Below are 24644 nucleotides of genomic sequence, written 5' to 3'. Positions count from 1 at the left end.
TGTTCGTGATTGACGTGACTTGGCTCACCGGGGTTGAGTCTGCATCGACACGAGGACGCGCCCAGCGTCCCAGCCGCGATGGCACGCGCGGCCCGCACTCCCGAGCGCTCGCCCTTCCCCCGCCCGACAAGGAGAACCCATGCGACTCAGGCGAACGTCCGCCCTCGCCGTCGCGGCAGCACTGCTGTTCTCGGCAGCCTGTTCGACCTCGAACCCCGGCGCGAACAGCACGAACGAAGGCGTGCTGAACGTCGGCATGCCGAACGGTCCGCAGACCGAGAACAACAACCCGTTCCTCAACACGTCCGCGGCCAGCTCGCTCGGCTACCGCCGGCTGCTCTTCGAGCCGCTGGCCATGGTCAACGAGACCAAGCCCGCGGAGAAGCCCAAGCCGTGGCTGGCCACGGACTGGGAGTGGACCGAGAACTTCCACAAGTTGAGCCTGACCATCCGCGACGGCGCGACGTGGTCGGACGGCAAGCCGCTGACCGCCGAGGACGTGGCGTTCACCTTCGAGCTGCTGAAGAAGAACCCCGGCCTGAACGTCGACTCCGTCCCCTACGACAAGGTCACCGCCTCCGGGAGCAAGGTCGAGGTCGAGTTCCCGAGGTCGCAGTTCGTCAACCAGAAGAAGATCCTCGAGCAGCTGATCGTGCCCAAGCACATCTGGTCGACGATCGCGAACCCGAGCACGGACACGGTCAAGAGCCCGGTCGGCAGCGGCCCGTACACGCTCAAGTCGTTCACGCCGCAGACCGTCACCCTGACCGTGCGCGACTCGTACTGGCAGGAGCTGCCGAAGGTCAAGGAGGTCCGCTACACCTCCTACAGCGACAACAACGCGCAGACCACGGCCCTCGCCACCGGCGCGGCCGAGTGGAGCTTCGTGTTCATCCCGAACTACGAGGCCGTCTACACCTCGAAGGACCCCGAGCACTACAAGCTCTACTTCCCGCCGGTGCTCGGCATCCACGGCCTGTGGTTCAACACCAAGGTCGCGCCGTGGGACAACCCGGCCCTGCGCCGCGCGGTCAACATGGTGATCAACCGGGACGACATCTTCATGCAGGGTGAGGCGGGGTACTTCTACCCGAAGGTCGACAACATCACCGGCATCCCGACGCCCGCCGGCGACTCCTACATCGCGCCGGAGTTCAAGGACAAGATCGTCACGGTCGACGTGGAGGCCGCCAAGAAGGAGCTGACCGCCGCCGGCTTCACCTTCGACGGCGACAAGCTCAAGGACCCGTCGGGCCAGCCCGTCACGCTGAAGATGACCGTGCCGTCCGGCTGGTCGGACTACGTGACGAACCTGGAGATCATCAAGGACAACGTGTCCGAGATCGGCATCGAGGCCACGGTCGACCTGCCGAACGCCGACGCGTGGAGCAAGGCGCTCGACACCGGTGACTTCCAGGCCGCGCTGCACTGGACCAACAACGGTCCGACGCCGTACGACATCTACGAGAACATCATGAACGGCGCGCTGTACAAGCCGATCGGCGAGGGCGGCATCAACGGCAACTACGGCCGTTACGAGAACCCCGAGGCGACCGCGCTGCTCAACGAGTACGCCAACGCCGCCGACGACGCGGCGCGCACCGCGGCCCTGCACAAGATCCAGCAGATCCACGTGCGGGACATGCCGGTCGCCATCACCTCCGCGGCGAACGCGGGCGGCCAGTACAGCACCAAGAACTGGGTGGGCTGGCCCGACCAGTCCAACCAGTACGCGCCGCTGCAGCCCACGCTGGAGAACGCGCTCGACGTCGTCCTGCACCTGAAGCCGGCCGCATGACGACGAGCACCGCACCGTCGGCCTCCGGGACCACTGAGGTGGTCCTGGAGGCCGATGGCCTGACCAAGCACTTCCCGGTCCGCAAACGCGGGCGAGAGCTGCTGTCCCGGACCGTGCGCTCGGTGCGCGCGGTCGAGGACGTGACGCTCAGGCTGCACCGCGGCCGGGTCACCGCGCTGGTCGGCGAGTCCGGCTCGGGCAAGTCGACGGTGGCCCGCCTGCTGGCGCAGCTCTACCCCCAGACCTCCGGCTCGATCCGGCTGCGCGGCGAGCCGGTCAAGACCAAGGGCGGTAAGCGCTTCCGGGCGTACAGCAAGCGCGTCCAGATGATCTTCCAGGACCCGTTCGCCTCGCTGAACCCCGTGCACACCGTGCGCTACCATCTGACCCGCGCGCTGAAGATCCACGGCAACGCGGGCAAGACGCCGCGGGAGCTGGAGGAGGCGCTGGCCCACCTGCTGACCCGCGTGCAGCTCACCCCGCCCGAGCGGTACGTGGACAAGTTCCCGCACGAGCTGTCCGGCGGCCAGCGCCAGCGCGTGGCCATCGCGCGCGCCCTCGGCGCCGACCCCGAGGTGCTGCTGGCCGACGAACCGGTGTCCATGTTGGACGTCTCGATCCGGCTCGGCGTGCTGAACCTGCTGCGCGACCTCAAGGAACGCCTGCACCTCGCGATCCTCTACATCACCCACGACATCGCGTCGGCCCGCTACTTCGCCGACGAGACGTTCGTGATGTACGCCGGCCGCGTGGTCGAGGGCGGCGACAGCGAGACCGTGACCCAACGGCCCGCGCACCCGTACACGCAGCTGCTGATCGACTCCGCGCCGGACCCCGACCGGCCCGCCGCGCAGGAGAAGGACGGCGGCACGGGCGAGCCCCCGTCGCTGATCAACCCGCCCGACGGCTGCCGGTTCAACCCGCGGTGCCCGTCCGCCATGAAGGTCTGCGCGGAGAAGGTCCCGCCGCGGTTCGCCATCGGCGACGGGGACGGGCACTTCGCGGCCTGCTGGCTCTACGGCGACGGCCTGTCCGACGGTGACAAGGTCGCGCTCCGCGTCCTGGAGGCGCCGTGAGCTACCTCCTCAAGCGGATCGCGTTCTACCTGTTCACCGCGTGGGCCGCGATCACCATCAACTTCTTCATCCCGCGCGTCATCCCCGGCGACCCGGTGCAGGCGCTGATCACGCGGTCGCGCGGCCAGATGACCACCGAGGCCGTGCAGTCGCTGTACGTGCTGTTCGGGCTGGACAAGGACGCGAGCCTGGTCGAGCAGTACTTCACCTACCTGGGCCAGCTGCTCGGCGGCGACCTCGGCCTGTCGTTCACCTACTTCCCGTCGCCGGTGTCGCAGGTGCTCGGCGACGGCCTGCCGTGGACGCTCGGGCTGGTCGGCATCACCACCGTGCTCGGCTTCCTCATCGGCACCGCGCTGGGCACCGGCATCGGCTGGCGGCGCGGCTCGTGGGCCGACGCGCTGATCCCGGTGACCACGTTCGTGTCGTCCATCCCGTACTTCTGGCTCGGCCTCATCGCGATCGCGCTGCTGACCGGCCCGGACAGCTTCTTCCCCGCCTCCGGCGCCTACGACAACGGCCTGGTGCCCAACCCGGACCTGGAGTTCGTCGGCAGCGTGCTGCGGCACGGCATCCTGCCCGCGTTCACCATCCTGATCTCGTCCATGGCGGGCTGGATCCTGTCCATGCGCAACATGATGGTCACGGTGGCCTCCGAGGACTACGTGACCGTCGCGCACGCCAAGGGCCTGTCCGACCGGCGCGTGATGCTGTCCTACGCGGCGCGCAACGCGCTGCTGCCGAACGTCTCCGGCTTCGCGCTGTCGCTCGGCTTCATCGTCGGCGGCACGCTGCTGGTGGAGATCGTGTTCTCCTACCCGGGCCTGGGCCTGCAGCTGTTCCAGGCCGTCGGCGCCAAGGACTACCCGCTCATGCAAGGGATCTTCCTGATCATCACGCTGTCCGTGCTGCTGGCGAACTTCCTCGCCGACGTGGCCTACCTCGCGCTCGACCCGCGCACCCGACGGGAGGGCTGAGCCGTGACCGTGGTTCCCGCCACCGGGACCGCCACCCCGGTCGCCGCGCCCGTGAAGCGCCGCAGGCTGCGGTTCGTGGCCAACCCCAAGGCCACCGTCGGCCTGGTCATCCTGGGCTTCTTCGCCCTGGTCGCGATCATCGGGCCGTGGATCGCGCCCTACGACCCGTCCGGGCGCGGCAACGACCTGCTCCAGGCGCCGTCGGCCGCGCACTGGTTCGGCACCACCCACCTCGGCCAGGACATCTTCAGCCAGGTCGTGGTCGGCACGCGCAGCGTCATGGTCGTCGGCTTCGTCGCGGGCGTCGTGGCCACGATCCTGTCGATCCTGGTCGGCGTCACGTCCGGTTACCTGGCGGGCGCGGGCAGCGAGGCGCTCTCCGCGCTGTCCAACGTGTTCCTGGTGCTCCCGGCGCTGCCGCTGATGATCATCATCACGTCGACGCTGCCGGAGACGGGCACGCTCACCATCGCCCTGGTCATCGGCCTCACCTCGTGGGCCTGGGGCGCACGCGTGCTCCGCGCGCAGACGCTGTCGCTGCGCGGCCGCGACTACGTGGAGGCCGCGCGGGCGACCGGCGAGAAGACGTGGCGGATCATCCTGTTCGAGATCCTGCCCAACCTCACCGCGGTCATCGCCTCCGGCTTCGTCGGCACGGTCATCTTCGCGGTGACCCTGGAGATCACGCTGGCGTTCATCGGCATCGGCGCGGGCGGCGACTGGAACTGGGGCACCGTCCTGTACTGGGCGCAGAGCCAGCAGGCCCTCGCTCAGGGCGCGTGGTGGTGGTTCGTCCCCGCGGGCCTGGCCATCGCGCTGCTGGGCACCGCCCTGTCGCTGGTGAACTTCGGCATCGACGAGTTCGTCAGCCCGCGCCTGCGCGGCGGCGGCAAGACCAACGTCAAGACCGCCGACGGCCACACGGTCCGGATGCGGGTCGGCTTCACGCCGGTCCTCGCGACGAAGGCCCGGTCCGAGGGAAGGGAGACGCCGTGACCGACGCGGTGCTGGAGATCCGCGGCCTGAACGTGGACTACGGCCTCGGCGAGGAGGCCGTGCACGCGATCCGCGACGTGGACCTCACGCTGCACCGGGGCGAGGTCCTCGGCCTCGCCGGCGAGAGCGGCAGCGGCAAGTCGACCCTGGCCTACGGCCTGACCAGGCTCCTGCCACCTCCGGGCGTGATCACCGGCGGCGAGGTGCTCTACCACCCCGACGGCGGCGACCCGGTCGACGTGCTCCGGATGGACCACGCCGCGCTGCGGAGGTTCCGGTGGGCCGAGACCGCGATCGTGTTCCAGGGCGCGATGAACTCGCTCAACCCGGTGCACCGGATCTCCACCCAGCTCACCGACGTGATCAAGGCGCACGACCCGCGCGGCAGCGGCGCGTCCCGGCTGGCCCGCGCCCGCGAGCTGCTGCACCTGGTCGGCATCTCCGCCGACCGGCTGGACAGCTACCCGCACCAGCTCTCGGGCGGCATGCGGCAGCGCGTGATGATCGGCATGGCGCTGGCCCTGGAGCCGAAGGTCGTCATCATGGACGAGCCGACCACCGCGCTGGACGTGGTGGTGCAGCGGCAGATCCTGCGCCAGCTCGTCGAGCTGCGGGAACGGCTTGGGTTCTCGGTCGTGTTCATCACCCACGACCTGTCACTGCTGGTCGAGTTCTCCGACCGGATCGCGATCATGTACGGCGGTCGGATCGTGGAGGAGGCGGCCTCGGCCGACCTCTACCGCGACCCGCTGCACCCCTACAGCCACGGCCTGCTCAACTCGTTCCCCGCGCTGCGCGGACCGAAGCGCGAGCTGACCGGCATCCCCGGCTCACCGCCCGACCTGCGCGCCATGCCCGCGGGCTGCGCGTTCCACCCACGCTGTCCGCACGCAATGGAGCGTTGCGGTGTGGAGGTCCCGGTGCTCGGCGTTCCCCCCGAGAAGAACCACGCGGCACACGAGGGGCCCGCCGACCGCACCGTGGCCTGCTGGCTGCACCCCGTTCACGACAACGGGCTCTGAACCCGTTCACGACAACGGGTTCCGACTCCAGAGGAGATCAATGGACACCACGGCGCCGACCGTCGGGCTCGACCCCGCGATCGACACCCTGCCCGCCTCGTTCCGCTGGGGCGTGGCGACTTCCGCGTACCAGATCGAGGGGGCCCACGAGGAAGACGGTCGGGGACCATCCATCTGGGACACCTACTGCCGCACACCCGGCATGGTGCACAACGCCGACAACGGCGACATCGCGTGCGACCACTACCACCGCATGCCCGAGGACGTCGCGCTGATCGGCTCCCTCGGCGTGGACACCTACCGGTTCTCCGTCGCCTGGCCGCGCGTGCAGCCGGGCGGCAAGGGCCCGGTCAACGCGCCCGGCATGGCGTTCTACGACCGGCTGGTCGACGAGCTGCTCGGCAAGGGCATCACCCCGTGGGTCACGCTCTACCACTGGGACCTGCCGCAGGAGCTGGAGGACGCGGGCGGCTGGCCGGTGCGCGACACCGCCTACCGGTTCGCCGACTACTCGATGCTCGTCTTCGACGCGCTGTCGGACCGGGTGCGCCACTGGACCACGCTCAACGAGCCGTGGTGCTCGGCGATGCTCGGCTACTACGAGGGCCGCCAGGCGCCCGGCAGGCAGGACTTCGAGGCCGCCATCCACGCCGTGCACCACCTGCTGCTGGGCCACGGCCTGGCCACCCGGCGGATGCGCGAGGCGGCCACCGAGCCGATGGAGTTCGGCATCACGCTCAACATGAGCCACGCGAGCCCCGCCACCGACAGCGCGGCCGACCACGACGCGGCCCGCCGCGCGGACGGCCTGTCCCGCCGGATCTACCTCGACCCGCTGGTGCGCGGCCACTACCCGGCCGACGTGGTGGACGACCTGGCCGCGCGCGGGGTGAAGATCCCCGAGGAGCCGGGCGACCTGGAGGTCATCAAGCAGCCCATCGACGTGCTGGGCGTGAACTACTACTCCAGCTCGAAGTTCTCCGGCGTGGACGAGGACGGCAACACCGCCGACGCCGACGGCGTGCCGGTCTGCCGGGAGGTCCGCTACGGCCGCCCGGTCACCGCGATGGACTGGGAGATCGTGCCCGAGGGCTTCACCAACCTGCTCGTGCAGATCGGTGAGGAGTACCCGGGCGTGCCGATGGTCATCACGGAGAACGGCGCCGCGTTCGACGACAAGGCAGACGACAGCGGTTTCGTGCAGGACGACGACCGCACCGCCTACCTGGAGTCGCACATCGCCGCCGTGGCCAAGGCCCGCACGGCGGGCGCGGACGTGCGAGGGTACTTCGCATGGTCGCTGATGGACAACTTCGAGTGGTCCTACGGCTACGACAAGCGGTTCGGCCTGGTGCACGTGGACTACGACACCCAGGTCCGCACCCTGAAGAGCAGCGCGCTGTGGTACCGGGACACGATTCGCCGCGTCCGGGGCAGCTGATGGAACGGCCGAAGGGCCGGAGGGGAGTTCTCCCTCCGGCCCTTCGGCTTTTTCCGTCAGCGCCGGTAGACGCCGAGCTCGTAGAGCGAGTAGCCCCACCCGGTGCCGCGCTGCGTGGCGTGCAGCCGCACGTACCGGCCGGTCGCCGTGACGTCGATCGAGTCGACGCCGCCGTTGCCGGTCGTGGTGCCGTACACCGGACGCCAGGTGGCGCCGTCGTCGGACACCTGGATCTCGTACGCCCGGCCGTACGCGCCCTCCCACACCAGCTGCACGTGCTGGAACGTGGTCACCGCGCCGAGGTCGACCCGCAACCACTGCGGGTCGGACCAGTCGGTGGCCCAGCGGGTGCCCGCGTTGCCGTCCACGGCGTTGGCCGGCGGGAACGGCGCGCCGTCGCCCACCTGCTGGTAGGACGACGCCGCGGTCGGCTTGCCCCGCGCCACGTTCACGCCCGCCGGCTGCGGCGCGACCACCCGCACCGACTTCGTCTCGATGCCGATGTTGCCGCGGCCGTCCTCGGCCATCACGTACACCTTCCACACCCCGAGCCGATCGGGCGCGGTGACGGTCAGCCGGTTGCCGTCGACCTGCACGGGCGTGAAGCCCAGGCCGCCGCTGTTGTCGACGTACTTGCTGTTGAACGCCGCCGACCAGGTGATCGGGTCGCCGTTCGGGTCGCTCACGGCCACGTCGACGGTCAGCCGCGCGCCGGCCGGGACGCTGGTCGGCAGGTTCATCGCGGTGATCACCGGCGGGGTGTTGGCCGGGCTCGCGCCGCCGAACGCCCGCTGCACCGCGTAGAACGACAGCCGCTTCTTGCCCGCCGGGGTCAGGTTGAACCACACCGCGCCGAAGTCGTACTCCGTGCCGTAGTGGAACAACGTGCCGCCGAACGACACCCCGGCGTGCCCGGTGATGCAGTCCCACGCCCTGGTGTAGCCGTCCCGCTTCTGCACGTCCGTCGGCTCGCTGGGCACGCCGTTGACGTCGTCGGGCACCTCCCACTCGCCGGCCGGGCCGGCCTCGGTGAGGATGTACGGCTTGGTGTGGCCGCCGTTGATCCAGTCCTGCCGGACCTGGCACACGTTGCCGTAGGAGTTCACCGAGTACAGGTCGAGGTCGGGCGCGTGCGCCTTCAGGTAGGTCCACGCGCCGGTCCACGCGTCGGTGTTGGTGACGGGGTGGTTGGCGTCGACGGCGTGGATGGCGCGCGCGGCCTCGTTGACGTACTTGGCGTACGCGACGCGCTGGTTCTCCAGCTCCGCGCCGGAGTAGCAGTTCTGCAGGCCCAGGATGGACTCGTTGCCGACGTTCCACATGAGCACGCCGGGGTGGTCCTTGTAGGTGGTCACCCACTGCCGGATGGTGTTGAGCATGTCGGACTTGTAGGTGGCGTCGGTGACGTAGTCGACGCAGCCGCCGGAACCGGGGCCGCCGCCGGGCTGCAACCAGAAGCCGTTCATCACCCTGATGCCGTTGGCCGCCGCCGCGTCCAGCAGGGGCCTGGTGGAACCGTCGGTGCCCCAGGTGCGCAACGTGTTGACGCCCATGGACTTCAGCTCCGGCATGTACCGGGCCGCGTCCGCCGCCGGCGGGCCCCAGGTGAGGCCCTTCACCGTCCACGGCCGACCGTCCACCACGAGCTGCCAGTTGCCCTGGGAGCCGGTGACGTGCACGCCCGTGCCCGGCGGGGGAGTGTCGCCCTGCGTGCCGAAGACGCGGAACTCCCACAGGGAGTAGCCGTAGCCGTTGGCGCGCTGGGTGCCGTAGACGCGGACGTACCGGCCCGACCCGGTGACGGCGAAGCCCTGCTTGCCGCCCGTGCCGGCGGTCGTGGTGTGCACGGTGGTCCAGGCGTTGCCGTCGGCGGAGACCTGGACCTGGAACGAGGTGGCGTACGCGGCTTCCCAGTCGAGCTCGACTCGGCTGAGGGTCGAGGCGGCGCCGAGGTCCACCCGCAGCCACTGCGGGTCGCTCCACGCGCTGGCCCACCTGGTGCCGGCGTTGCCGTCCACGGCCGCCGACGCGGGTGTGCCCGCGCCCTCGGTCGAGGACGCCGTGGCCGGCTTGCCCTGGGAGAGCAGCACGGGTGCGGCGTTCGCGGTGCCCGGGACCACGGCGAGTCCTATGAGCAGCGCGAGTGCCGTGCTGACGGATCGGAGGCGGTGCATGGCGTCTCCTGCCGGATTGTCGGATCGAGGTGCGGGAGAGCGCTCTCTCAACCCGGCTTGAAGTGTTACGAACTGACTACGGATCTGTCAATGCGCCGCCCCTTGACACCTCGGTGGCGGGCGGGCAACCTCAATCGGGAGAGCGCTCTCCCAGCCACGTTCCCACGTCGGCAGGAGGACAAAGGTGTCCCGAACACTCCGCACCCTGGCCGCGACCGCCGCGGCCGGCCTACTCGCGACCGCCCTGACGGTCGTCACCCAACCGGCCCAGGCCGATGAGCTGGTCACGCACCACGAGTTCCAGGCCAACTGCTCGGTCACCGCGCACCGGCCGGACGACCCGATCGTCTTCCCCGGGCTGCCCGGCGCGTCGCACATGCACACGTTCTTGGGCAACAGCTCCACCAACGCGAGCAGCACCACCGCGTCGCTGAAGGCCGGGCAGACCAACTGCAAGACCCCGGACGACAAGTCGGCGTACTGGTTCCCCTCGCTCTACAACGGCGACCAGCTGGTCGTGCCCGACTTCCCCCAGGTCATCTACTACAAGTCGGGGATCCTGAAGTACCAGGAGGTCCGGTCGTTCCCGGCCGGGATCCGGTTCGTGGTGGGCAGCCCCACGGCGACGCAGGAGCAGTTCCGCACCGCGCCCGGCGCGGTCGAGGGCTGGGAGTGCGGCAACAGCGCCCACAACTGGGACTTCCCGTCCTACTGCCCGCCGGGCAGCCAGCTCAACGTCCGCTACCAGGCCCCGAGTTGCTGGAACGGGCGCGAACTCGACTCGGCGGACCACAAGTCGCACATGGCGTACCCGGACCGGGCGACGCTCGTGTGCCCGGCCACGCACCCGGTGCCCGTGCCGATGCTGGAGTTCAAGATCGCCTTCCCGGTGTCGGGCGACATGTCACGCGTGCGGCTGGCCAGCGGACGCGGCTACACCTGGCACTACGACTTCATGAACGCGTGGGACGGCCCCACGTTGCAGGCGCTGGTCAGCCACTGCGTCAACGGCGGCCTGCAGTGCGACCCGCGCGGGTACGACCAGTACAAGCCGCACCGGGGCGCCGCCCTCGGGCCGGACTACCGGCTGCCGCGGTGACGACGATCCCGTCCACCCCGGGGCGCTTCCGAGCGCTCTGGGGTGCCGCCCTGCTGGTGCTGGCCGCGTGCGCGCCGGCGCCGACCCCCGCGCCGCCGGCCCCGGCGTCGCCGTTCAACGCCACCGACACCGCGTGGATCCAGCTGATGATCCCGATGAACGAGCAGCTGCTGCCCGCGCTCGCCCTCGCGCCGCCCGAGCTCGCGCCGTTCGCGGCGGAGCTGGCCGAGTCGCACGGGCGGGAGCTGGCCCAGCTCAAGCGGTTGCGCGAGCGCGCCGGGCTGTCGGGCGACAACCCGCACGCCGGCCACCAGATGCCCGGCCTGGTGTCGGAGGCGGACCTGGCCGGCCTGCGCCTGGACCCGGCCGGCCTGCCCGCGAAGCTGCGCGAGCACCTGGAGCAGTCGGCGCTGCTCGCGCGCGGCGAGCAGGACAGCGGCGCGGACCGGGAGACCCGCGACCTGGCGGCGTCGATCGGCGCGGCACGGGCGGCGCAGACCGAGCGCCTGGCCGCCGCGACACCGGGCCACGTTGGGCAACACCGGAGAAACCCGACGCCTCCCGACCGGGCGGACTCGCGCGTAGTTTCGGAATCATGAGTGCTGCGGAACGCGGACGGGTGCGGGTGGAGACCGGGACCAAGCGGGTCCGGGCCTTCCTGGCGGGCGAACTGGTCGTGGACACCACGCGGCCGGTGCTGGTGTGGGAGATGCCCTACTACCCCACGTACTACTTCCCGGCGGAGGACGTCCGGGCTGACCTGGTGGCGACCGGCGAGGTGAAGCGGTCGCCCAGCCGGGGCAACGGCCAGTTGTTCGACGTGAAGACCGGCTCGGCGTCGGCGGCGGGCGCGGGGCTGCGGTACCCGGACTCGCCGCTGGAGGCGCTGCGCGGCCTCGTCCGGCTGGACTGGGACGCGATGGACGAGTGGTTCGAGGAGGACGAGCCGGTCTACGCCCACCCGCGCGACCCCTACACCAGGGTCGACGCGCTGCAGAGCAGCAGGCACATCCGGGTGGAGGTCGGCGGCGTCGAGGTCGCGAACTCCCACCGCCCGGTGATCCTGTTCGAGACCGGGCTGCCCGCCCGCTACTACCTGCCGATGACCGACGTCCGGCTGGACCTCCTGCGGTCGACCGACCTGAGCACGAGCTGCCCGTACAAGGGCACCGCCGAGTACTGGTCCGTGGTCGTCGGCGACCAGACGCACGAGAACGTCGTCTGGGGCTACCGCAACCCGCTGCCGGAGAGCAGGCCGCTCGCGGGTCTGGTCGCGTTCTACAACGAGAAGGTCGACACTTACGTCGACGGCGTCCTGGAGGAGCGGCCGCGCACCCACTTCGCCTGAACGCCTCCCACGATTCCGGGGCGCCGCCCGGACGGCGGATGGTAGTGCCTGATCAAGACGGGAACGCTAGCGCCCATGGACGTCTTCCCCTCCACCCCGAGGGCACACCGGAACCCCGTGGTCGTCGCTCGGAAGATGGCTCTGCTCAAAGCGCCCCACCTGGCGAAGTTGACGGAGTTCGCGCAGCGCATCGCCACCGAGCGCAAGGCCGACGTGCCGCTGTTCGACCCGGCGAGCGGCGGCGTGAACGCCAAGGTCCTGCTGCTGCTGGAGTCGCCCGGGCCCGCGTCGTCGGGCTCGGGCCTCAACTCGCCGGACAACGACGACCCGACCGCGGCCAACGTGTTCGCCGCGATGGCCGAGGCGGGCCTGTCCCGGCGGGTGAGCCTGAGCTGGAACGTGGTGCCCTGGTACCTGTCCGGCCGCGAGCCGTCGCCCGCCGACCTGCGCGCGGCGGTGCCGTACCTGGTGGAGCTGCTGCGGATGCTGACCTCGCTCAAGTCGGTCGTGGTGCTGGGCAGGCCCGCGGGCACGGGCTGGACGCTGTCCGGCCGCGGCCACAAGCTGAAGGTGTTCAACGCGCCCCACCCGTCGCCGCTGTCCATCAACCGCGACCGGGCGGGCCGGTGGCCGCAGCTCGTCGAGGCCTGTCGGCAGGCGGCCAAGGCGGCCGACTGAGCGCTCAGCCGCGCCCGACCGCCCGCCCGACCCGGTCGTGCAGCTCGCGCAGGTGCCGGACCAGCTCGGGCGGCTCGTGCACCTCGAACTCGCAACCCAGCTGCACCAGGTGGAACGCGAGGTACTCCACCGTGTCCGAGAAGTTCCGGAGCACGCACGTCCGCTCGTCGACGACCTCGACGTCCGCGCCGGGGAACCTGGCCCGCACGTCACGGGCGGGCAGGTGGACCGTCGCCACGGCGGTGTAGGTCGGCGCCCGGCTGAGCATGTGCTCCGCCAGGTAGGCGGCCGGGTCGTCGGAGGGCAGGGTGCGCGGCGCGAACCGGGCCCCGGTGGGGGACAGCGCGGTCATCCGGTCGACCCGGAAGAACCGCCAGTCGTCGCGCTCCGGGTCGAACGCCACCAGGTACCAGCGCCGCCCGGACGGCACCAGGTGCAGCGGCTCGACGTGCCGCCTGCTCTCCGCGCCGTCCGCCGCCGAGTACCGGAACCGCAGCCGTTCCCGGTTCGCGATGGCGGACGCCAGCACGGTCAGGTGCTCGGGGTCCACCGTCACCCCGTCGGCGCCGAGCACCACCGGCAAGGTCGCCGCGCCCAACGCGGCCACCCGCCGCCGCAACCGCGACGGCAGCACCTGCTCCAGCTTCGCCATGGCCCGCAGGGACGCCTCCTCGATGCCCGCCACGGTCTGCCGCGCCGCCGTGCGCAACCCGACCGCGATCGCCACGGCCTCCTCGTCGTCCAGCAGCAGCGGCGGCATCGCCGTGCCCGCGACCAGCCGGTAGCCGCCCTCGGCGCCCATCGACGCCTCGACCGGGTAACCGAGCTCGCGCAGCCGGTCGACGTCGCGGCGGATCGTGCGCGGGCTGACCTCCAGCCGCCGCGCCAGCTCGCTGCCCGGCCACTCGCGGGGCATCTGGAGCAGGGACAACAGGGAGAGCAGCCGGCCCGCGGTGTCGGTCACCCGACCTAGCTTCGCACGCCGAAGACGTCCATCAGCTCCGCCGGCGCGACTTCCTCGAGCTGGGCGTACGTGCACGACTCGGGCGTGCGGTCCGGGCGGAAGCGGACCAGCCTGCTCGTGTGCCGGAACCGCCGTGCCTGCAGGTGCTCGTAGCGCACCTCGGCGACCAGTTCCGGCCGCAGCGGCTCCCAGGTCAGCGTCTTGGTCGGGTTCCACCGGCTCTGCGCGCCGGGCGTGGCGGCGTCGATCGCGGCCCACTCCGCCCACGGGTGGTCGGCCAGCGCGTCCTCCCGGTACGGCGCCAGCTCCGCCAGCAGCTCACGGCGGCGCGCGGCGGTGAAGCTGCTGGCCACGCCGACGTGGTGCAGCGAACCCGCGTCGTCGAACAGCCCGAGCAGCAGCGAGCCGACGCCGACCCCGTCCTTGTGCGGCCGGAACCCGGCCACCACGCAGTCGGCCGTCCGCTCGTGCTTGACCTTCCACATCACCCGCTTGTCCTGCTCGTACGGCAGGTCGGTCCGCTTGGCCACCACGCCGTCGAACCCCGCGCCCTCGAACCGGGTGAACCAGTCCTCGGCCTGGTCGGGGTCGTCCGTCGCGGGGGTCAGGTACAGCCCCGGCACGTCCCGCAGCACGCCCTCCAGCAGCCGTCGGCGTTCGGCGAACGGCACCGCGGTCAGGTCCCGGTCCTCCAGCGCGAGCAGGTCGAACGCGACGAACGCGGCCGGCGTGTCGACGGCCAGCTTGCGCACCCGCGACGCGGCCGGGTGCAGCCGCAGTTGCAGCAGGTCGAAGCTCAACCCGTCGGGCGTGACGATGACGATCTCGCCGTCCACCACGCACCGCGGCGGCAGCCCCGCCAGCAGCACCTCCACCACCTCGGGGAAGTACCTCGTCAACGGCCGGTCGTTGCGGGAGCCGAGCTCCAGCTCCTCGCCGTCGCGGAACACGACGCACCGGAACCCGTCCCACTTCGGCTCGAAGACGAGCCCGGGCTCGCGCGGCACCGCGTGCACGGCCTTGGCGAGCATCGGCCGCACGGGCGGCATCACGGGGAGGTCCACGGGCCCGAGCGTAATTCGAAGTGGAGGAATTCACCGTGGTGCGGAATCGAGGGCCGAAGTTGTCCGCAATGCGTCTTAGGGTGGTGTCACCACTGAGGCGAAAGGCAGACCAGACCATGAACACCACCCTCTCGACCGAGCTCACCGACCTGCTGACGAGCCTGGACAGGCACCGCGGGTTCCTCCGCGTCACGGTGCGCGGGCTGAGCGACGAGCAGGCGCGGCAGACGCCCACGGCGAGCGCGCTCTCCCTCGGCGGCCTCATCAAGCACGTCCGCGCCGTGGAAGAGGGCTGGATGCGCTTCGCGGTCGGCGGCGCGGAGCTGATGGAGAGCGTGCCGGCGGACTGGGAGAACGGCTTCCGCATGCTGGAGCACGAGACGCTGGCCGGGCTGCTCGCGGACTACGAGGAGACGGCGGCGAAGACCGAGCGGCTGCTCGCGGACCTGGACCTGGACACCGCCCACCCGCTGCCCGTCGCGCCGTGGTTCGAGCCGGGCGTCTCGTGGACCGTCCGCCGCGTGGTGCTGCACCTGATCGCCGAGACGTCCCAGCACGCCGGGCACGCGGACATCATCCGCGAGACCCTCGACGGTCAGAAGACGATGGGCTGACCAGGAGGACACCATGACACCCGACCCGACCACCGCGCGGCCCGGCCGCCCGCCCGTCGTCGACCCGGCCACCTGGCAGGCCGCCCGCGACGAGCTGCTGGTCCGCGAGAAGGCGCACACCCGCGAGGGCGACGCCCTCGCCGCCGCCCGCCGCCGACTGCCGATGGTGGAGTTCGACGGCGCGGTCGAGGTCGTCGGACCCGACGGCCCGGTCCCGTTCCTGGACCTGTTCCAGGGCCGCGACGAGCTCGTGGTCTACAAGCACATGTGGTACGACGGCGCGCCGCACCAGGGGCAGTGCGAGGGCTGCACCACCACGGCCTGGCACCTGAAGGACGCCGTCTACCTCAACGCCCGCGGCGTCTCGTTCGCCGTCCTGACCACGGGCCGGTGGGACGAGGTGGCCGCCTACGTCGAGTTCATGGGCTACACCCAGCCCTGGTACTCGGTGCGCGACCTGGCCGCGCCGGTCGGCGACAGCATGGGGCACCTCACCTGCTTCCTGCGCGACGGCGACCGCGCGTTCCTCACCTACTCCACGACCGGCCGCGGCAACGAGCGGGTCAACGGGTCCCTGGGCCTGCTCGACCTGACGCCCTACGGCCGCGGTGAGGCCTGGGAGGACAACCCCGACGGGTGGCCGGCGGGCCGGGACGCGTGCTGGTCCTGGCGCGCGGACGCGGACGGGACCGCCACCTGGGGCCCGACCAGCCGCCCCGTGCCGCAGTGGACCCGTCCCGGCGCGCTCCCGGTCGACACCCTCGGCCGGGAGCGGCACCACCACTAGGGACGGCGGTCAGAAGCGGCAGTAGCGGCGGATCAGGTCGGCGTGCGAGGGGTAGAGCGGGGCGAGGGTGTCGGCCTCGCCGAAGCTGACCACGTCGTCGTTGTAGGGCGGCACGACGACCGTGCCGACGATCGACCAGTCCCCGTCCGGCTCGGAGGCCTGCCACACCCCGGCGGGCACGACCACCTGCGGCCGTTCGCCCGCGGCGAGGTCCGGGCCCAGCACCGGCGTCGTCACCGTGCCGTCCGGGTGCAGCAGCAGCATCCGCAACGCCGCGCCGCGGTGGTAGGAGTAGATCTCCAGGTGGTCCAGCCGGTGCATGCCGGAGAACTCGCCCTCCCGCAGCAGGTAGTAGATCGCGGACGCCTCGGGCGAGCGCCACGACTGCGCCCACCACCCTCCCTCGACCTGTAACTCGACCATCCCCAGCGTCTTGATCACGTCCTCGATGCTCATGTCAGCTCCGCCTCCACCGATCCGTGCACCACGACCATCCCCTTGCCGAGCCGCTTCGCCGTGTACATCGCCGCGTCCGCCGTGCCGAGCAGGTCGTCGGCGGTCAACGACGGGTCGAACGCCTCGCGGTGCGAGATCCCGATCGACGCCCGGATCACGTGCGAGCCGTTCGCCGTGCGGTGCGGCTCGTCCAGCGCGCCGAGCACCCGCCGCCCGATCTCCTCCGGCGGCTGCGGGTAGCCGTCGACCAGCACGCCGAACTCGTCGCCGCCCAACCGCGCCACCACGTCCTGCGACCGCACGCAGGCCTGCAACCGCGACGCCACGATCCGCAGCACCGCGTCGCCCTCGGCGTGGCCGAAGTTGTCGTTGACGTCCTTGAACCCGTCCACGTCGATGAACAGCACCACCACCGGCGACGTCCCGGCCAGCGCCGCGTCCAGCCGCTCCCGGAACAGCGCGCGGTTCGGCACCCCCGTCAGCGGGTCGTGGTAGGCCTGGTGCCGCAGCCGTTCCCGGCTCTCCCGCAGCTGCTCCAGCAGCTTCACGTTGTCGATCAGCGTCAGCAGCTGCCGCGCGATCACCAGCAGCACCACGCCGAGCCCGACGTAGATCTCCAGCGGGTTGAGCCGCACGCCGGTCGCCGTGCCGACCACGATGAACAGGCCCGTGACCAGCATCGGCAGGTACGGCACCAGCAGGTGCAGCAGCTCGCCCGCGCGCAGCCTGGCCGCGCCGACCCGCTCCCGCGCGGCGTTGCTCGGCGCGATGGAGCTGAGGAAGAACAACGCCGGGCACACCATGAACCCGATGTCGGCTGCCGTCGGGATGGCCGTGGCGCCCTTGCTCACCAGGTACGCGAACACCCAGCCCGACGCCGACTGCGCCAGGCCCGCCAACGCGATGAACAGCACCGGCAGCTGCCGCACCGAGCGGTGCGTCCACGACGACACCAGCAGCACGACCAGCATCACCAGGTAGGCGGCCGGGTGCGCCACGACGGTCGCGAAACCCGGGCCGGAGGTGGCCCACGCGCGGACCATCGACTCCAGCAGCGACACCCACGTGAGCACGAACAGCGAGCCGACCACGATCAGCCCGTCCAGCGCGACGACCAGCTTGCTGCGGTGGCCGGGCAGCTTGCCCGACCCGCCGTGCGCCAGCACCAGGACCGCGCACAGCGTCAGCCCGGGCACGAGCATGAACCCGATCGGCGCCAGCGTGGACGAGGGCAGCGCCACCCCGAGGAACACCTGGCCCCAGATCCACACGGCCAGCCCGACGGCCAGGCTCGCCATCGCCGCGACCATCCACAGCCGCCAGCGGCGCGCCACCCCCTGCCGCGCCCGCGCGGCCCGCCAGTACGACACCATCGCGGCGACCGAGGCGAGCAACTGGGTGAACTTGTCGATCGCGACGGACGTCGGCCGGTCGAGCACCCCGGAGACCACGAGGCTGACGACGCAGACGACCAGGGCGCAGACGGCGACGGAGACGACGCCGAACCGCCTCAGGGTCATGGCACCCCGCTCATGCCGCCACTGGAGTCGATCAGTTGACCGAGCCACTGTAGTGACCTCGTGACGCTGTGTCGATCGGGGGGTGCCTGTTCGTCACCGTGCGCGTGTCACCGGGCCGTCCGCCGTGATCACCCTCTAAGGTTCGAACTGGTGTTCGTCGGCGGTTGAGGGGACCAGCGTGCGCGTGTTCGGAGTCGACCCCGGCCTGACCCGGTGCGGGTTCGGGGTGGTCGACGGCGGTCCCGGCCGGACCGTGCGGCCGGTCGCCGTGGACGTCGTGCGCACGCCCGCGGACGAGGACCTGGCGCGGCGGCTGCTCCAGCTCTCCGACGCGGTCGAGCAGTGGCTGGACCGCTACCAGCCCCAGGTGGTGGCCGTCGAGCGGGTGTTCAGCCAGCACAACGTGCGCACCGCGATGGGCACCGCGCAGGCGGGCGGCGTGGTGGCGCTGTCGGCGGCCCGCCGCGGCCTGCCGGTCGTGTTCCACACGCCGAGCGAGGTCAAGGCCGCCGTCACCGGTTCCGGGCGGGCGGACAAGGCCCAGGTCACCGCCATGGTCACCAAGCTGCTCGGCCTCAAGACCGCGCCGAAGCCCGCCGACGCCGCCGACGCGCTCGCGCTGGCCATCTGCCACCTGTGGCGCGCGCCCATGCGGTCGCGCCTGGAGGAGGCGCAGGCGAGGGCGGCTGAGATCGCCCGGACGCACCGCGCCAAACTGGCACAGGCCGGTGCGAGGGCAGCGGCCGCACCGGGCAAGGCCACACCGATCGACAAGCGGGAAGCAGGTAAGGGTCAGTGATCTCGTCACTGCGCGGGCAGGTGCTGTCCATCGGGCTCGACCACGTCGTCGTCGAGGTCGGCGGCGTCGGCTACGCCGTGCAGGCCACCCCCGCCACGCTGGCCACGCTGCGCCGCGGCGAAGAGACCCAGCTGGCCACGGCGCTGGTCGTGCGCGAGGACTCGCTGACCCTCTTCGGCTTCGCCGACGCCGACGCCCGCGAGCTGTTCGGCCTCCTGCAGACCGTGTCCGGGATAGGGCCGCGGCTGGCGTTGGCGACACTGGCCGTGCTGGAGCCGGACAAGCTGCGCGCCGCCCTGGCCGAGGGCAACATCACCGTGCTCACCCAGGTGCCCGGCATCGGCCGCAAGGGCGCCGAGCGCCTGATCATCGAGCTGCGCGACAAGGTCGGCCGGCTCGAGCCCGCGCCGAGCGCCACCGGCGACGCGGGCCAGGTCCGCGCGCAGGTCACCGAGGCGCTGCTCGGCCTCGGCTTCCCGGCCAAGCAGGCCGAGCAGGCCGTCGACGCCGTGCTGGCCGCCGACGGCGCGCTGGGCACGTCCGAGGTCCTCCGCCGCTCCCTGGCCGCCCTGGGCCGCAAGCGATGAACCACGACGAGGACGACACCCTCAACCCGCTGCCGGATCCCGCCGAGCGGGACCTCGAAACCACCCTGCGGCCGAAGGACCTGCACGAGTTCGTCGGCCAGCCGAAGGTCCGCGAGCAGCTCGAACTGGTCCTCCAGGGCGCGATGCAACGCGGCTCGCCGCCCGACCACGTGCTGCTGTCCGGCCCGCCCGGCCTGGGCAAGACCAGCCTCGCCATGATCATCGCGGCCGAGCTGGGCGCGTCCCTGCGCATCACCTCCGGCCCCGCCCTCGAACGCGCGGGCGACCTGGCCGCGATGCTGTCGAACCTGGTCGAGGGCGACGTGCTGTTCATCGACGAGATCCACCGGATGGCCAGGCCCGCCGAGGAGATGCTCTACCTGGCGATGGAGGACTTCCGGGTCGACGTGGTCGTCGGCAAGGGCCCCGGCGCGACCAGCATCCCGCTCGACATCGCCCCGTTCACGCTGGTCGGCGCCACCACCCGCTCCGGCGCGCTGACCGGGCCGCTGCGCGACCGGTTCGGCTTCACCGGGCACATGGAGTTCTACAGCCCCGAGGAGCTGGAGCTGATCCTGCGCCGGTCCGCCGGGATCCTCGGCGTCGACCTGCGCGAGGACGGCGGCCGGGAGATCGCGGGCCGGTCCCGCGGCACGCCCCGCATCGCGAACCGGCTGCTCCGGCGGGTTCGGGACTACGCAGAGGTGCGCGCGGACGGGGCGGTGACCCTGGAGGTCGCCCGGGACGCCCTGAAGGTCTACGACGTGGACGAACTGGGCCTGGACCGGTTGGACCGGGCGGTCCTGGGCGCGTTGGTCCGTTCGTTCGGCGGCGGCCCGGTCGGCGTCTCCACGCTGGCCGTCGCGGTGGGTGAGGAGCCCACCACGGTCGAGGAGGTCTGCGAGCCGTACCTGGTCCGGGCCGGGATGCTGGCGCGCACGCCCCGTGGTCGGGTCGCCACCGCCACGGCGTGGCTGCACCTGGGCCTGCAGCCGCCGCCCCGGGCGCCTGGGGAGGCCACCCGATCCCTGTTCGACGACGCCACCGAGTGATCGGTATTACTCACCTGGCACAATCGGCAGCGGCACCCCAGAAATTCGGACGTACCGGGCGCTGATCGCGCCCGCCCCGTCCGGTTGATCGGAGAATGATGGACCTGTCCTCCTTGATGTTCCCGCTGCTGCTCGTGCTGCTCGCGGTGCCGCTGTTCCTCAGCGCCCGCAAGCAGAAGCGGGCCGTCGCCGAACAGCAGGCGCTGCTGAACTCCCTGGAGCCGGGTGACCGGGTCATGACCACCTCCGGGCTGTACGCGACGGTGGCCGGCGTGAACGACGAAGACAACACGATCGAACTCGAGATCGCCGACGGCGTCGTCACCACTTGGCTGCGCCAGGCCATTCGCGAGAAGGTTGTCGTGGACACCGAGACCGACGCGGTCGTGGACGACGTCGAGGATGTCGACGACGTCGTGGACGAGACCGCGGACGTCGACCGCGCACAGCAGGAGAGCAAGAAGTAACCAGAAGTAACCAGCGGAGGCCTCGCCTGGAGCCGGCAACTGTCAACGTGCCGACTCCAGGCAGTGACGCGCAGCTCACACCATCAGGGGTACGCTGCGGCCTCGCTGACCTTGTCAACTATCAGGAGACGGACGGACCGTGGCACCTCCGGCCGGGCAAATCCGCCCCGCGAAGTACCTGGGCGCATTTGTCCTCATCGTGGTCGCGCTGTACTCCCTGGTGTTCTTCACCGGGAACGGCAAGGCGACCCCCAAGCTCGGCATCGACCTCCAGGGTGGCACCCGTGTCACGTTGACCGCCCGGGCTCCTGATGGGAAGACGCCGTCGGAGGAGTCGCTCAACCAGGCGCGCACGCTCATCGAGACGCGCGTCAACGGTCTGGGCGTGGCCGGTCCCGAGGTCATCCGCGACGGCACCAACCTGGTGATCACGGTCCCCGGCTCCGACAGCGAGGGCGCGAAGCGCCTCGGCCAGACGGCGAAGCTCAACTTCCGCAAGGTCATCGGCTCGCCGGTGCCCAACGCGCCGGAGCCCGAGCCGACCAGCAGCGCGCCGCCGACCACGTCGGGCTCGGCCGCGCCCCCCGCGAGCGAGGGCAAGGAGCCGACCGAGACCGCGAACTCCGTCGCGCCGACCACGACCGCGCAGGGCCGCCCGGCCCCGGCGTTCGAGGGCCAGCCGACCACGACGCCGCCGGCCGACACCACGACGCCGCCCGCGGACCCGAACGCGCCCGCCGGTGAGCAGCCGCCCACCGAGCCGCAGGTCGACTGCCGCGCGGTCTTCCAGGGCCAGTACTCCGACGACCCGACCAGGGCCATCGAGGAGTCCCGCACCTGCCGGCAGGACCCGCAGCTGACCACGCTGGACGCGCAGACCGTGTCCCAGGCGCTCGCCGCGTTCACCTGCCCCGCGGTCGACCCGCTGATCGGCAACGACGACCCGGCGCTGCCGCTGCTGACCTGCGACCAGGACCGCACCGAGAAGTACGTGCTGGCGCCGGTCACCCCGCCGACCGACGGCAGCGTGAAGGACGACGACTTCAGCCTGTACTCGCGGCTGAGCGGCGAGGACATCGACAACGCGGTGTCCGGCACCGACCCGCAGGGCGCGGGCTTCGTCGTCGACCTCACCTTCAAGGGCGAGGGCGGTGACAAGTGGGGCAAGTTCACCTCGGCGAACGTCTCCCAGCAGGTCGCCGTCGTGCTGGACACGCAGGTCGTGTCCGCGCCGAACATCAACGAGCCCATCCTCGGCGGCTCGACGCAGATCAGCGGCAAGTTCAGCCAGGCCGAGGCGAACAGCCTCGCCAACGTGCTCAAGTACGGCTCGCTGCCGCTGTCGTTCGAGGCCTCCGAGGCCGAGACGGTGTCCGCGACGCTGGGCCTCGCCTCGCTGAAGGCCGGCCTGATCGCCGGTGGCATCGGCCTCGCGCTGGTGTTCGTCTACTGCTTGTTCTACTACCGCCTGCTCGGCGTGCTGACGATCCTGTCGCTCGTCCTGTCCGGTGTGATCGTCTACGCGGTGCTGGTGCTGCTCGGCCGCTGGATCGGGTTCACCCTCGACCTCGCGGGCATCGCCGGTTTCATCGTGTCGATCGGTATCACCGCGGACTCGTTCGTGGTGTTCTTCGAACGACTGAAGGACGAGATGCGAGAGGGCCGGACGTTCCGGTCGGCGGTGCCGCGCGCCTGGGTCCGCTCCCGTCGCACGATCCTGTCCGCGGACATGGTCAGCTTCCTCGCCGCGGCCATCCTGTACGTGCTCGCCGTCGGCCAGGTGAAGGGCTTCGCGTTCACCCTGGGTATGTCGACCGTGCTCGACCTGGTCGTGGTCTTCCTGGTCACGCACCCGCTGGTCAGCATGATCTCCAAGTCGAAGCGCCTGTCCAACCCGAAGCTCTCGGGTCTGGGCGGCGCCGTCCAGGCCGCTGTCGACGACCGCGCGCCGTCGGGTGCGAAGAGCACCGCTGTGAAGGAGGTCTGACGTGACCGAGGCGAAGAAGAGCAACGTTTTCCATCGGCTCTACGTCGGCAACGGCGCGTTCGACATCGTCGGCAAGCGCAAGCGCTGGTACGTGATCTTCGGCATCATCCTGCTGATCTGCGTCCTGTCGATCGTGTTCAAGGGCTTCAACCGCGGCATCGACTTCACCGGTGGCACGCGGATCCAGATGCCCGCGATCAGCTCCTCCGGCACGATCGGCGTCGAGCAGGCCAAGGAGTCGTTCGAGAAGGCCCTCGGCAAGGAGCCGGCCGCCACGCAGACCGTGGGCACCGGCGACTCGGCGACCATCCAGATCCGGTCGGAGACGCTCGACGCCGACCAGGTCCTGAAGCTCAAGACCACGCTCAACGAGGACCTGAAGCCCAACGGCGGCGTGGACGCCATCAGCGACAGCGCCGTGTCCGCCTCGTGGGGCGGTGAGATCACCAGCCAGGCGCTGATCGCGCTGCTCGTGTTCTTCGTCGCGGTGATGATCTTCCTGGCGCTGTACTTCGAGCTGTCGATGGCGCTCGCCGCCCTCGTCGCGGTGCTGCACGACGTGGTGATCACGGCGGGCGTGTACTCGATCGTCGGCTTCGAGGTCTCGCCGGCCACGGTCATCGGTCTGCTCACCATCCTCGGTTTCTCGCTGTACGACACGGTGGTGGTGTTCGACAAGGTCCGGGAGAACACCCGCGGTCTGCTCGGCCTCACCCGCCGCACGTTCGCCGAGGCCGCGAACCTGGCGGTCAACCAGACCCTGATGCGCTCGATCAACACCTCGTTGATCGCGGTGCTGCCGGTGCTGGGCCTGCTGGCGATCGGCGTCGGCCTGCTCGGCGTCGGCACGCTGAAGGACCTGGCGCTGGTGCAGCTCACCGGCATCGTGATCGGCGCGCTGTCGTCCATCTACATCGCGACCCCGATCGCGGTGGACCTGAAGATGCGCGACGCCCGGTACAAGGCGCAGGCCGCCCGGGTGCAGGCGCGTCGGGACAACCTGGCCCGCCGTGCCGCCGCGACCGGCGAGGCGACCGGCGAGGTCGTCAGCGGTGGCGACATCGTGGAGTCGACCGACGACGAGTCGCTGCAGGCCGAGTTGCGCAAGGAGAAGGCCATGGCGGCCGCGGCGGGCGTGCCCGCGCGGACCGGCAAGGCGAGCGACGCGCGACGCCGCCCGACGGGCAAGAAGCACCGTTGAAGCTCGACCGCGCCCTAGGGCTGCTGCGTGAGGTCCCGGACTTCCCCCTGCCGGGGGTCGTCTTCCGGGACCTCACGCCGGTCCTCGCCGACCCGGACGCGCTGCGCGCCGTGGTCGACGCCCTCCAGGACAAGATCCACCCGGACACCCAGGTAGTGGCCGCGATAGAGTCGCGCGGCTTCCTGCTGGGCGCTGCTCTGGGCTATGGCTGGCACTACGGCGTCGTGCCGCTGCGCAAGCCGGGCAAGCTGCCTTCGGTCGCGCACCGCGTGTCCTACGACCTGGAGTACGGGACGGCCACGCTGGAACTGCCGGCGGAGGCCATCGTGCCGGGGCAGCACGTCGTCGTGGTGGACGACGTGCTGGCGACCGGCGGCACCGCCGCGGCGGCGTGCGAGCTGGTCGAACGCGCCGGTGGCGTGGTCACCGGTATCTCGGTCGTGCTGGAGATCCCCGGCTTGGGCGGCCGCGAGCGCCTGGCCGGCCGTGACGTCAACGCCCTGCTGACCGTCTGACCTGCTGACCGTCCGACCTGCT

At 71.1% G+C, this 24644-nt stretch carries 24 protein-coding genes; 19 read left to right on the top strand and 5 right to left on the bottom strand.

All coding sequences use genetic code 11. From position 1 onward, the window contains the following. The first annotated feature begins 139 nt into the window (after positions 1-139). From AB0I91_RS00950 to AB0I91_RS00925, 6 genes are read left to right on the top strand one after another with little or no spacing between them, the layout of a single operon-like run. On the top strand, positions 140-1798 hold the full coding sequence (locus tag AB0I91_RS00950) for an ABC transporter substrate-binding protein (RefSeq protein WP_498772351.1): 1659 nt from the start codon (positions 140-142) through the stop codon (positions 1796-1798). Continuing rightward, positions 1795-2874 (top strand): ABC transporter ATP-binding protein, encoded by a 1080-nt coding sequence (locus AB0I91_RS00945; RefSeq protein WP_498772353.1) that lies wholly within the window; start codon positions 1795-1797, stop codon positions 2872-2874. The genes AB0I91_RS00950 and AB0I91_RS00945 overlap by 4 nt, the downstream gene beginning before the upstream one ends. Next, positions 2871-3851, top strand: a complete 981-nt coding sequence (locus tag AB0I91_RS00940) for an ABC transporter permease (RefSeq protein ID WP_498772355.1) — start codon at positions 2871-2873, stop codon at positions 3849-3851. Before AB0I91_RS00945 ends, AB0I91_RS00940 begins: the two co-directional genes overlap by 4 nt. 3 nt (positions 3852-3854) lie before the next feature. Next, complete coding sequence (locus AB0I91_RS00935) at positions 3855-4847, top strand: ABC transporter permease (RefSeq protein WP_499634495.1); 993 nt, start codon at positions 3855-3857, stop codon at positions 4845-4847. Continuing rightward, on the top strand, positions 4844-5869 hold the full coding sequence (locus AB0I91_RS00930; RefSeq protein WP_498772359.1) for an ABC transporter ATP-binding protein: 1026 nt from the start codon (positions 4844-4846) through the stop codon (positions 5867-5869). The genes AB0I91_RS00935 and AB0I91_RS00930 overlap by 4 nt, the downstream gene beginning before the upstream one ends. A 40-nt stretch (positions 5870-5909) precedes the next feature. Next, positions 5910-7310 carry a GH1 family beta-glucosidase gene (locus AB0I91_RS00925; RefSeq protein WP_498772361.1) on the top strand — a complete coding sequence of 467 codons (1401 nt, stop codon included), beginning with the start codon at positions 5910-5912 and terminating at the stop codon, positions 7308-7310. 56 nt (positions 7311-7366) lie between these two features. On the opposite strand, the gene AB0I91_RS00920 is transcribed toward AB0I91_RS00925, so the two are convergent. Beyond that, positions 7367-9484: a discoidin domain-containing protein gene (locus AB0I91_RS00920; RefSeq protein WP_498772363.1), complete on the bottom strand. Its 2118-nt coding sequence runs from the start codon at positions 9482-9484 to the stop codon at positions 7367-7369. 184 nt (positions 9485-9668) lie between these two features. Here AB0I91_RS00920 and AB0I91_RS00915 point away from each other — a divergent pair, with 184 nt between their 5' ends. From AB0I91_RS00915 to AB0I91_RS00900, 4 genes are all read left to right on the top strand, one after another. Beyond that, complete coding sequence (locus tag AB0I91_RS00915; RefSeq protein ID WP_499634492.1) at positions 9669-10583, top strand: DUF1996 domain-containing protein; 915 nt, start codon at positions 9669-9671, stop codon at positions 10581-10583. Further along, positions 10580-11182, top strand: coding sequence for a DUF305 domain-containing protein (locus AB0I91_RS00910; protein ID WP_498772367.1), 603 nt, complete (start codon positions 10580-10582; stop codon positions 11180-11182). The genes AB0I91_RS00915 and AB0I91_RS00910 overlap by 4 nt, the downstream gene beginning before the upstream one ends. After that, complete coding sequence (locus tag AB0I91_RS00905; RefSeq protein WP_499612837.1) at positions 11179-11931, top strand: DUF427 domain-containing protein; 753 nt, start codon at positions 11179-11181, stop codon at positions 11929-11931. The genes AB0I91_RS00910 and AB0I91_RS00905 overlap by 4 nt, the downstream gene beginning before the upstream one ends. A gap of 135 nt (positions 11932-12066) precedes the next feature. Continuing rightward, positions 12067-12609: a uracil-DNA glycosylase gene (locus tag AB0I91_RS00900; protein WP_498772371.1), complete on the top strand. Its 543-nt coding sequence runs from the start codon at positions 12067-12069 to the stop codon at positions 12607-12609. A gap of 4 nt (positions 12610-12613) precedes the next feature. Here AB0I91_RS00900 and AB0I91_RS00895 read toward each other — a convergent pair whose 3' ends face one another. Further along, the gene (locus AB0I91_RS00895) at positions 12614-13573 is read right to left on the bottom strand and encodes a helix-turn-helix transcriptional regulator (protein ID WP_499612835.1); all 960 of its coding nucleotides are present in this window, start codon (positions 13571-13573) and stop codon (positions 12614-12616) included. Positions 13574-13578: 5 nt separating this feature from the next. Further along, positions 13579-14637 carry an ATP-dependent DNA ligase gene (locus AB0I91_RS00890; protein ID WP_498772375.1) on the bottom strand — a complete coding sequence of 353 codons (1059 nt, stop codon included), beginning with the start codon at positions 14635-14637 and terminating at the stop codon, positions 13579-13581. Positions 14638-14753: 116 nt separating this feature from the next. Here AB0I91_RS00890 and AB0I91_RS00885 point away from each other — a divergent pair, with 116 nt between their 5' ends. Together AB0I91_RS00885 and AB0I91_RS00880 are read left to right on the top strand one after the other, a co-directional pair. Next, the gene (locus AB0I91_RS00885; protein ID WP_498772377.1) at positions 14754-15251 is read left to right on the top strand and encodes a DinB family protein; all 498 of its coding nucleotides are present in this window, start codon (positions 14754-14756) and stop codon (positions 15249-15251) included. Positions 15252-15264: 13 nt separating this feature from the next. Continuing rightward, positions 15265-16038, top strand: a complete 774-nt coding sequence (locus tag AB0I91_RS00880) for a DUF899 family protein (RefSeq protein ID WP_499634489.1) — start codon at positions 15265-15267, stop codon at positions 16036-16038. Between the two features lie 9 nt (positions 16039-16047). Here the strand turns inward: AB0I91_RS00880 and AB0I91_RS00875 are convergent, their stop codons facing one another. Together AB0I91_RS00875 and AB0I91_RS00870 are read right to left on the bottom strand one after the other, a co-directional pair. Continuing rightward, positions 16048-16494: a cupin domain-containing protein gene (locus tag AB0I91_RS00875; RefSeq protein ID WP_499612831.1), complete on the bottom strand. Its 447-nt coding sequence runs from the start codon at positions 16492-16494 to the stop codon at positions 16048-16050. Continuing rightward, positions 16491-18014 carry a diguanylate cyclase domain-containing protein gene (locus AB0I91_RS00870; protein WP_498772383.1) on the bottom strand — a complete coding sequence of 508 codons (1524 nt, stop codon included), beginning with the start codon at positions 18012-18014 and terminating at the stop codon, positions 16491-16493. Before AB0I91_RS00870 ends, AB0I91_RS00875 begins: the two co-directional genes overlap by 4 nt. 178 nt (positions 18015-18192) lie before the next feature. On the opposite strand from AB0I91_RS00870, the gene ruvC reads away from it, so the two are divergent. The 7 genes from ruvC (at position 18193) to AB0I91_RS00835 (ending at position 24622) form a co-directional block, all read left to right on the top strand. Then, positions 18193-18813: a crossover junction endodeoxyribonuclease RuvC gene (gene ruvC / locus AB0I91_RS00865; protein ID WP_499612829.1), complete on the top strand. Its 621-nt coding sequence runs from the start codon at positions 18193-18195 to the stop codon at positions 18811-18813. After that, complete coding sequence (gene ruvA, locus AB0I91_RS00860) at positions 18810-19400, top strand: Holliday junction branch migration protein RuvA (RefSeq protein WP_498772387.1); 591 nt, start codon at positions 18810-18812, stop codon at positions 19398-19400. Before ruvC ends, ruvA begins: the two co-directional genes overlap by 4 nt. Then, the gene (ruvB, locus tag AB0I91_RS00855) at positions 19397-20452 is read left to right on the top strand and encodes a Holliday junction branch migration DNA helicase RuvB (RefSeq protein WP_498772389.1); all 1056 of its coding nucleotides are present in this window, start codon (positions 19397-19399) and stop codon (positions 20450-20452) included. Before ruvA ends, ruvB begins: the two co-directional genes overlap by 4 nt. A gap of 98 nt (positions 20453-20550) precedes the next feature. Beyond that, positions 20551-20919: a preprotein translocase subunit YajC gene (yajC, locus tag AB0I91_RS00850; RefSeq protein WP_498772391.1), complete on the top strand. Its 369-nt coding sequence runs from the start codon at positions 20551-20553 to the stop codon at positions 20917-20919. 139 nt (positions 20920-21058) lie between these two features. After that, complete coding sequence (secD, locus tag AB0I91_RS00845; RefSeq protein ID WP_498772393.1) at positions 21059-22906, top strand: protein translocase subunit SecD; 1848 nt, start codon at positions 21059-21061, stop codon at positions 22904-22906. A gap of 1 nt (position 22907) precedes the next feature. After that, positions 22908-24107, top strand: coding sequence for a protein translocase subunit SecF (gene secF / locus AB0I91_RS00840; RefSeq protein WP_498772394.1), 1200 nt, complete (start codon positions 22908-22910; stop codon positions 24105-24107). After that, entirely contained in the window at positions 24104-24622 is a 519-nt protein-coding gene (locus AB0I91_RS00835) for an adenine phosphoribosyltransferase (RefSeq protein WP_498772396.1), read from the top strand. Before secF ends, AB0I91_RS00835 begins: the two co-directional genes overlap by 4 nt. The last annotated feature ends 22 nt before the right edge of the window (positions 24623-24644 follow it).

Source organism: Actinosynnema sp. NPDC049800, from assembly GCF_040656635.1.
In the GTDB taxonomy this organism is placed as follows: domain Bacteria; phylum Actinomycetota; class Actinomycetes; order Mycobacteriales; family Pseudonocardiaceae; genus Actinosynnema.
The sequence above is the reverse complement of the archived record's forward strand: the minus strand, read 5'-3'. Positions and strand labels throughout refer to the sequence as shown.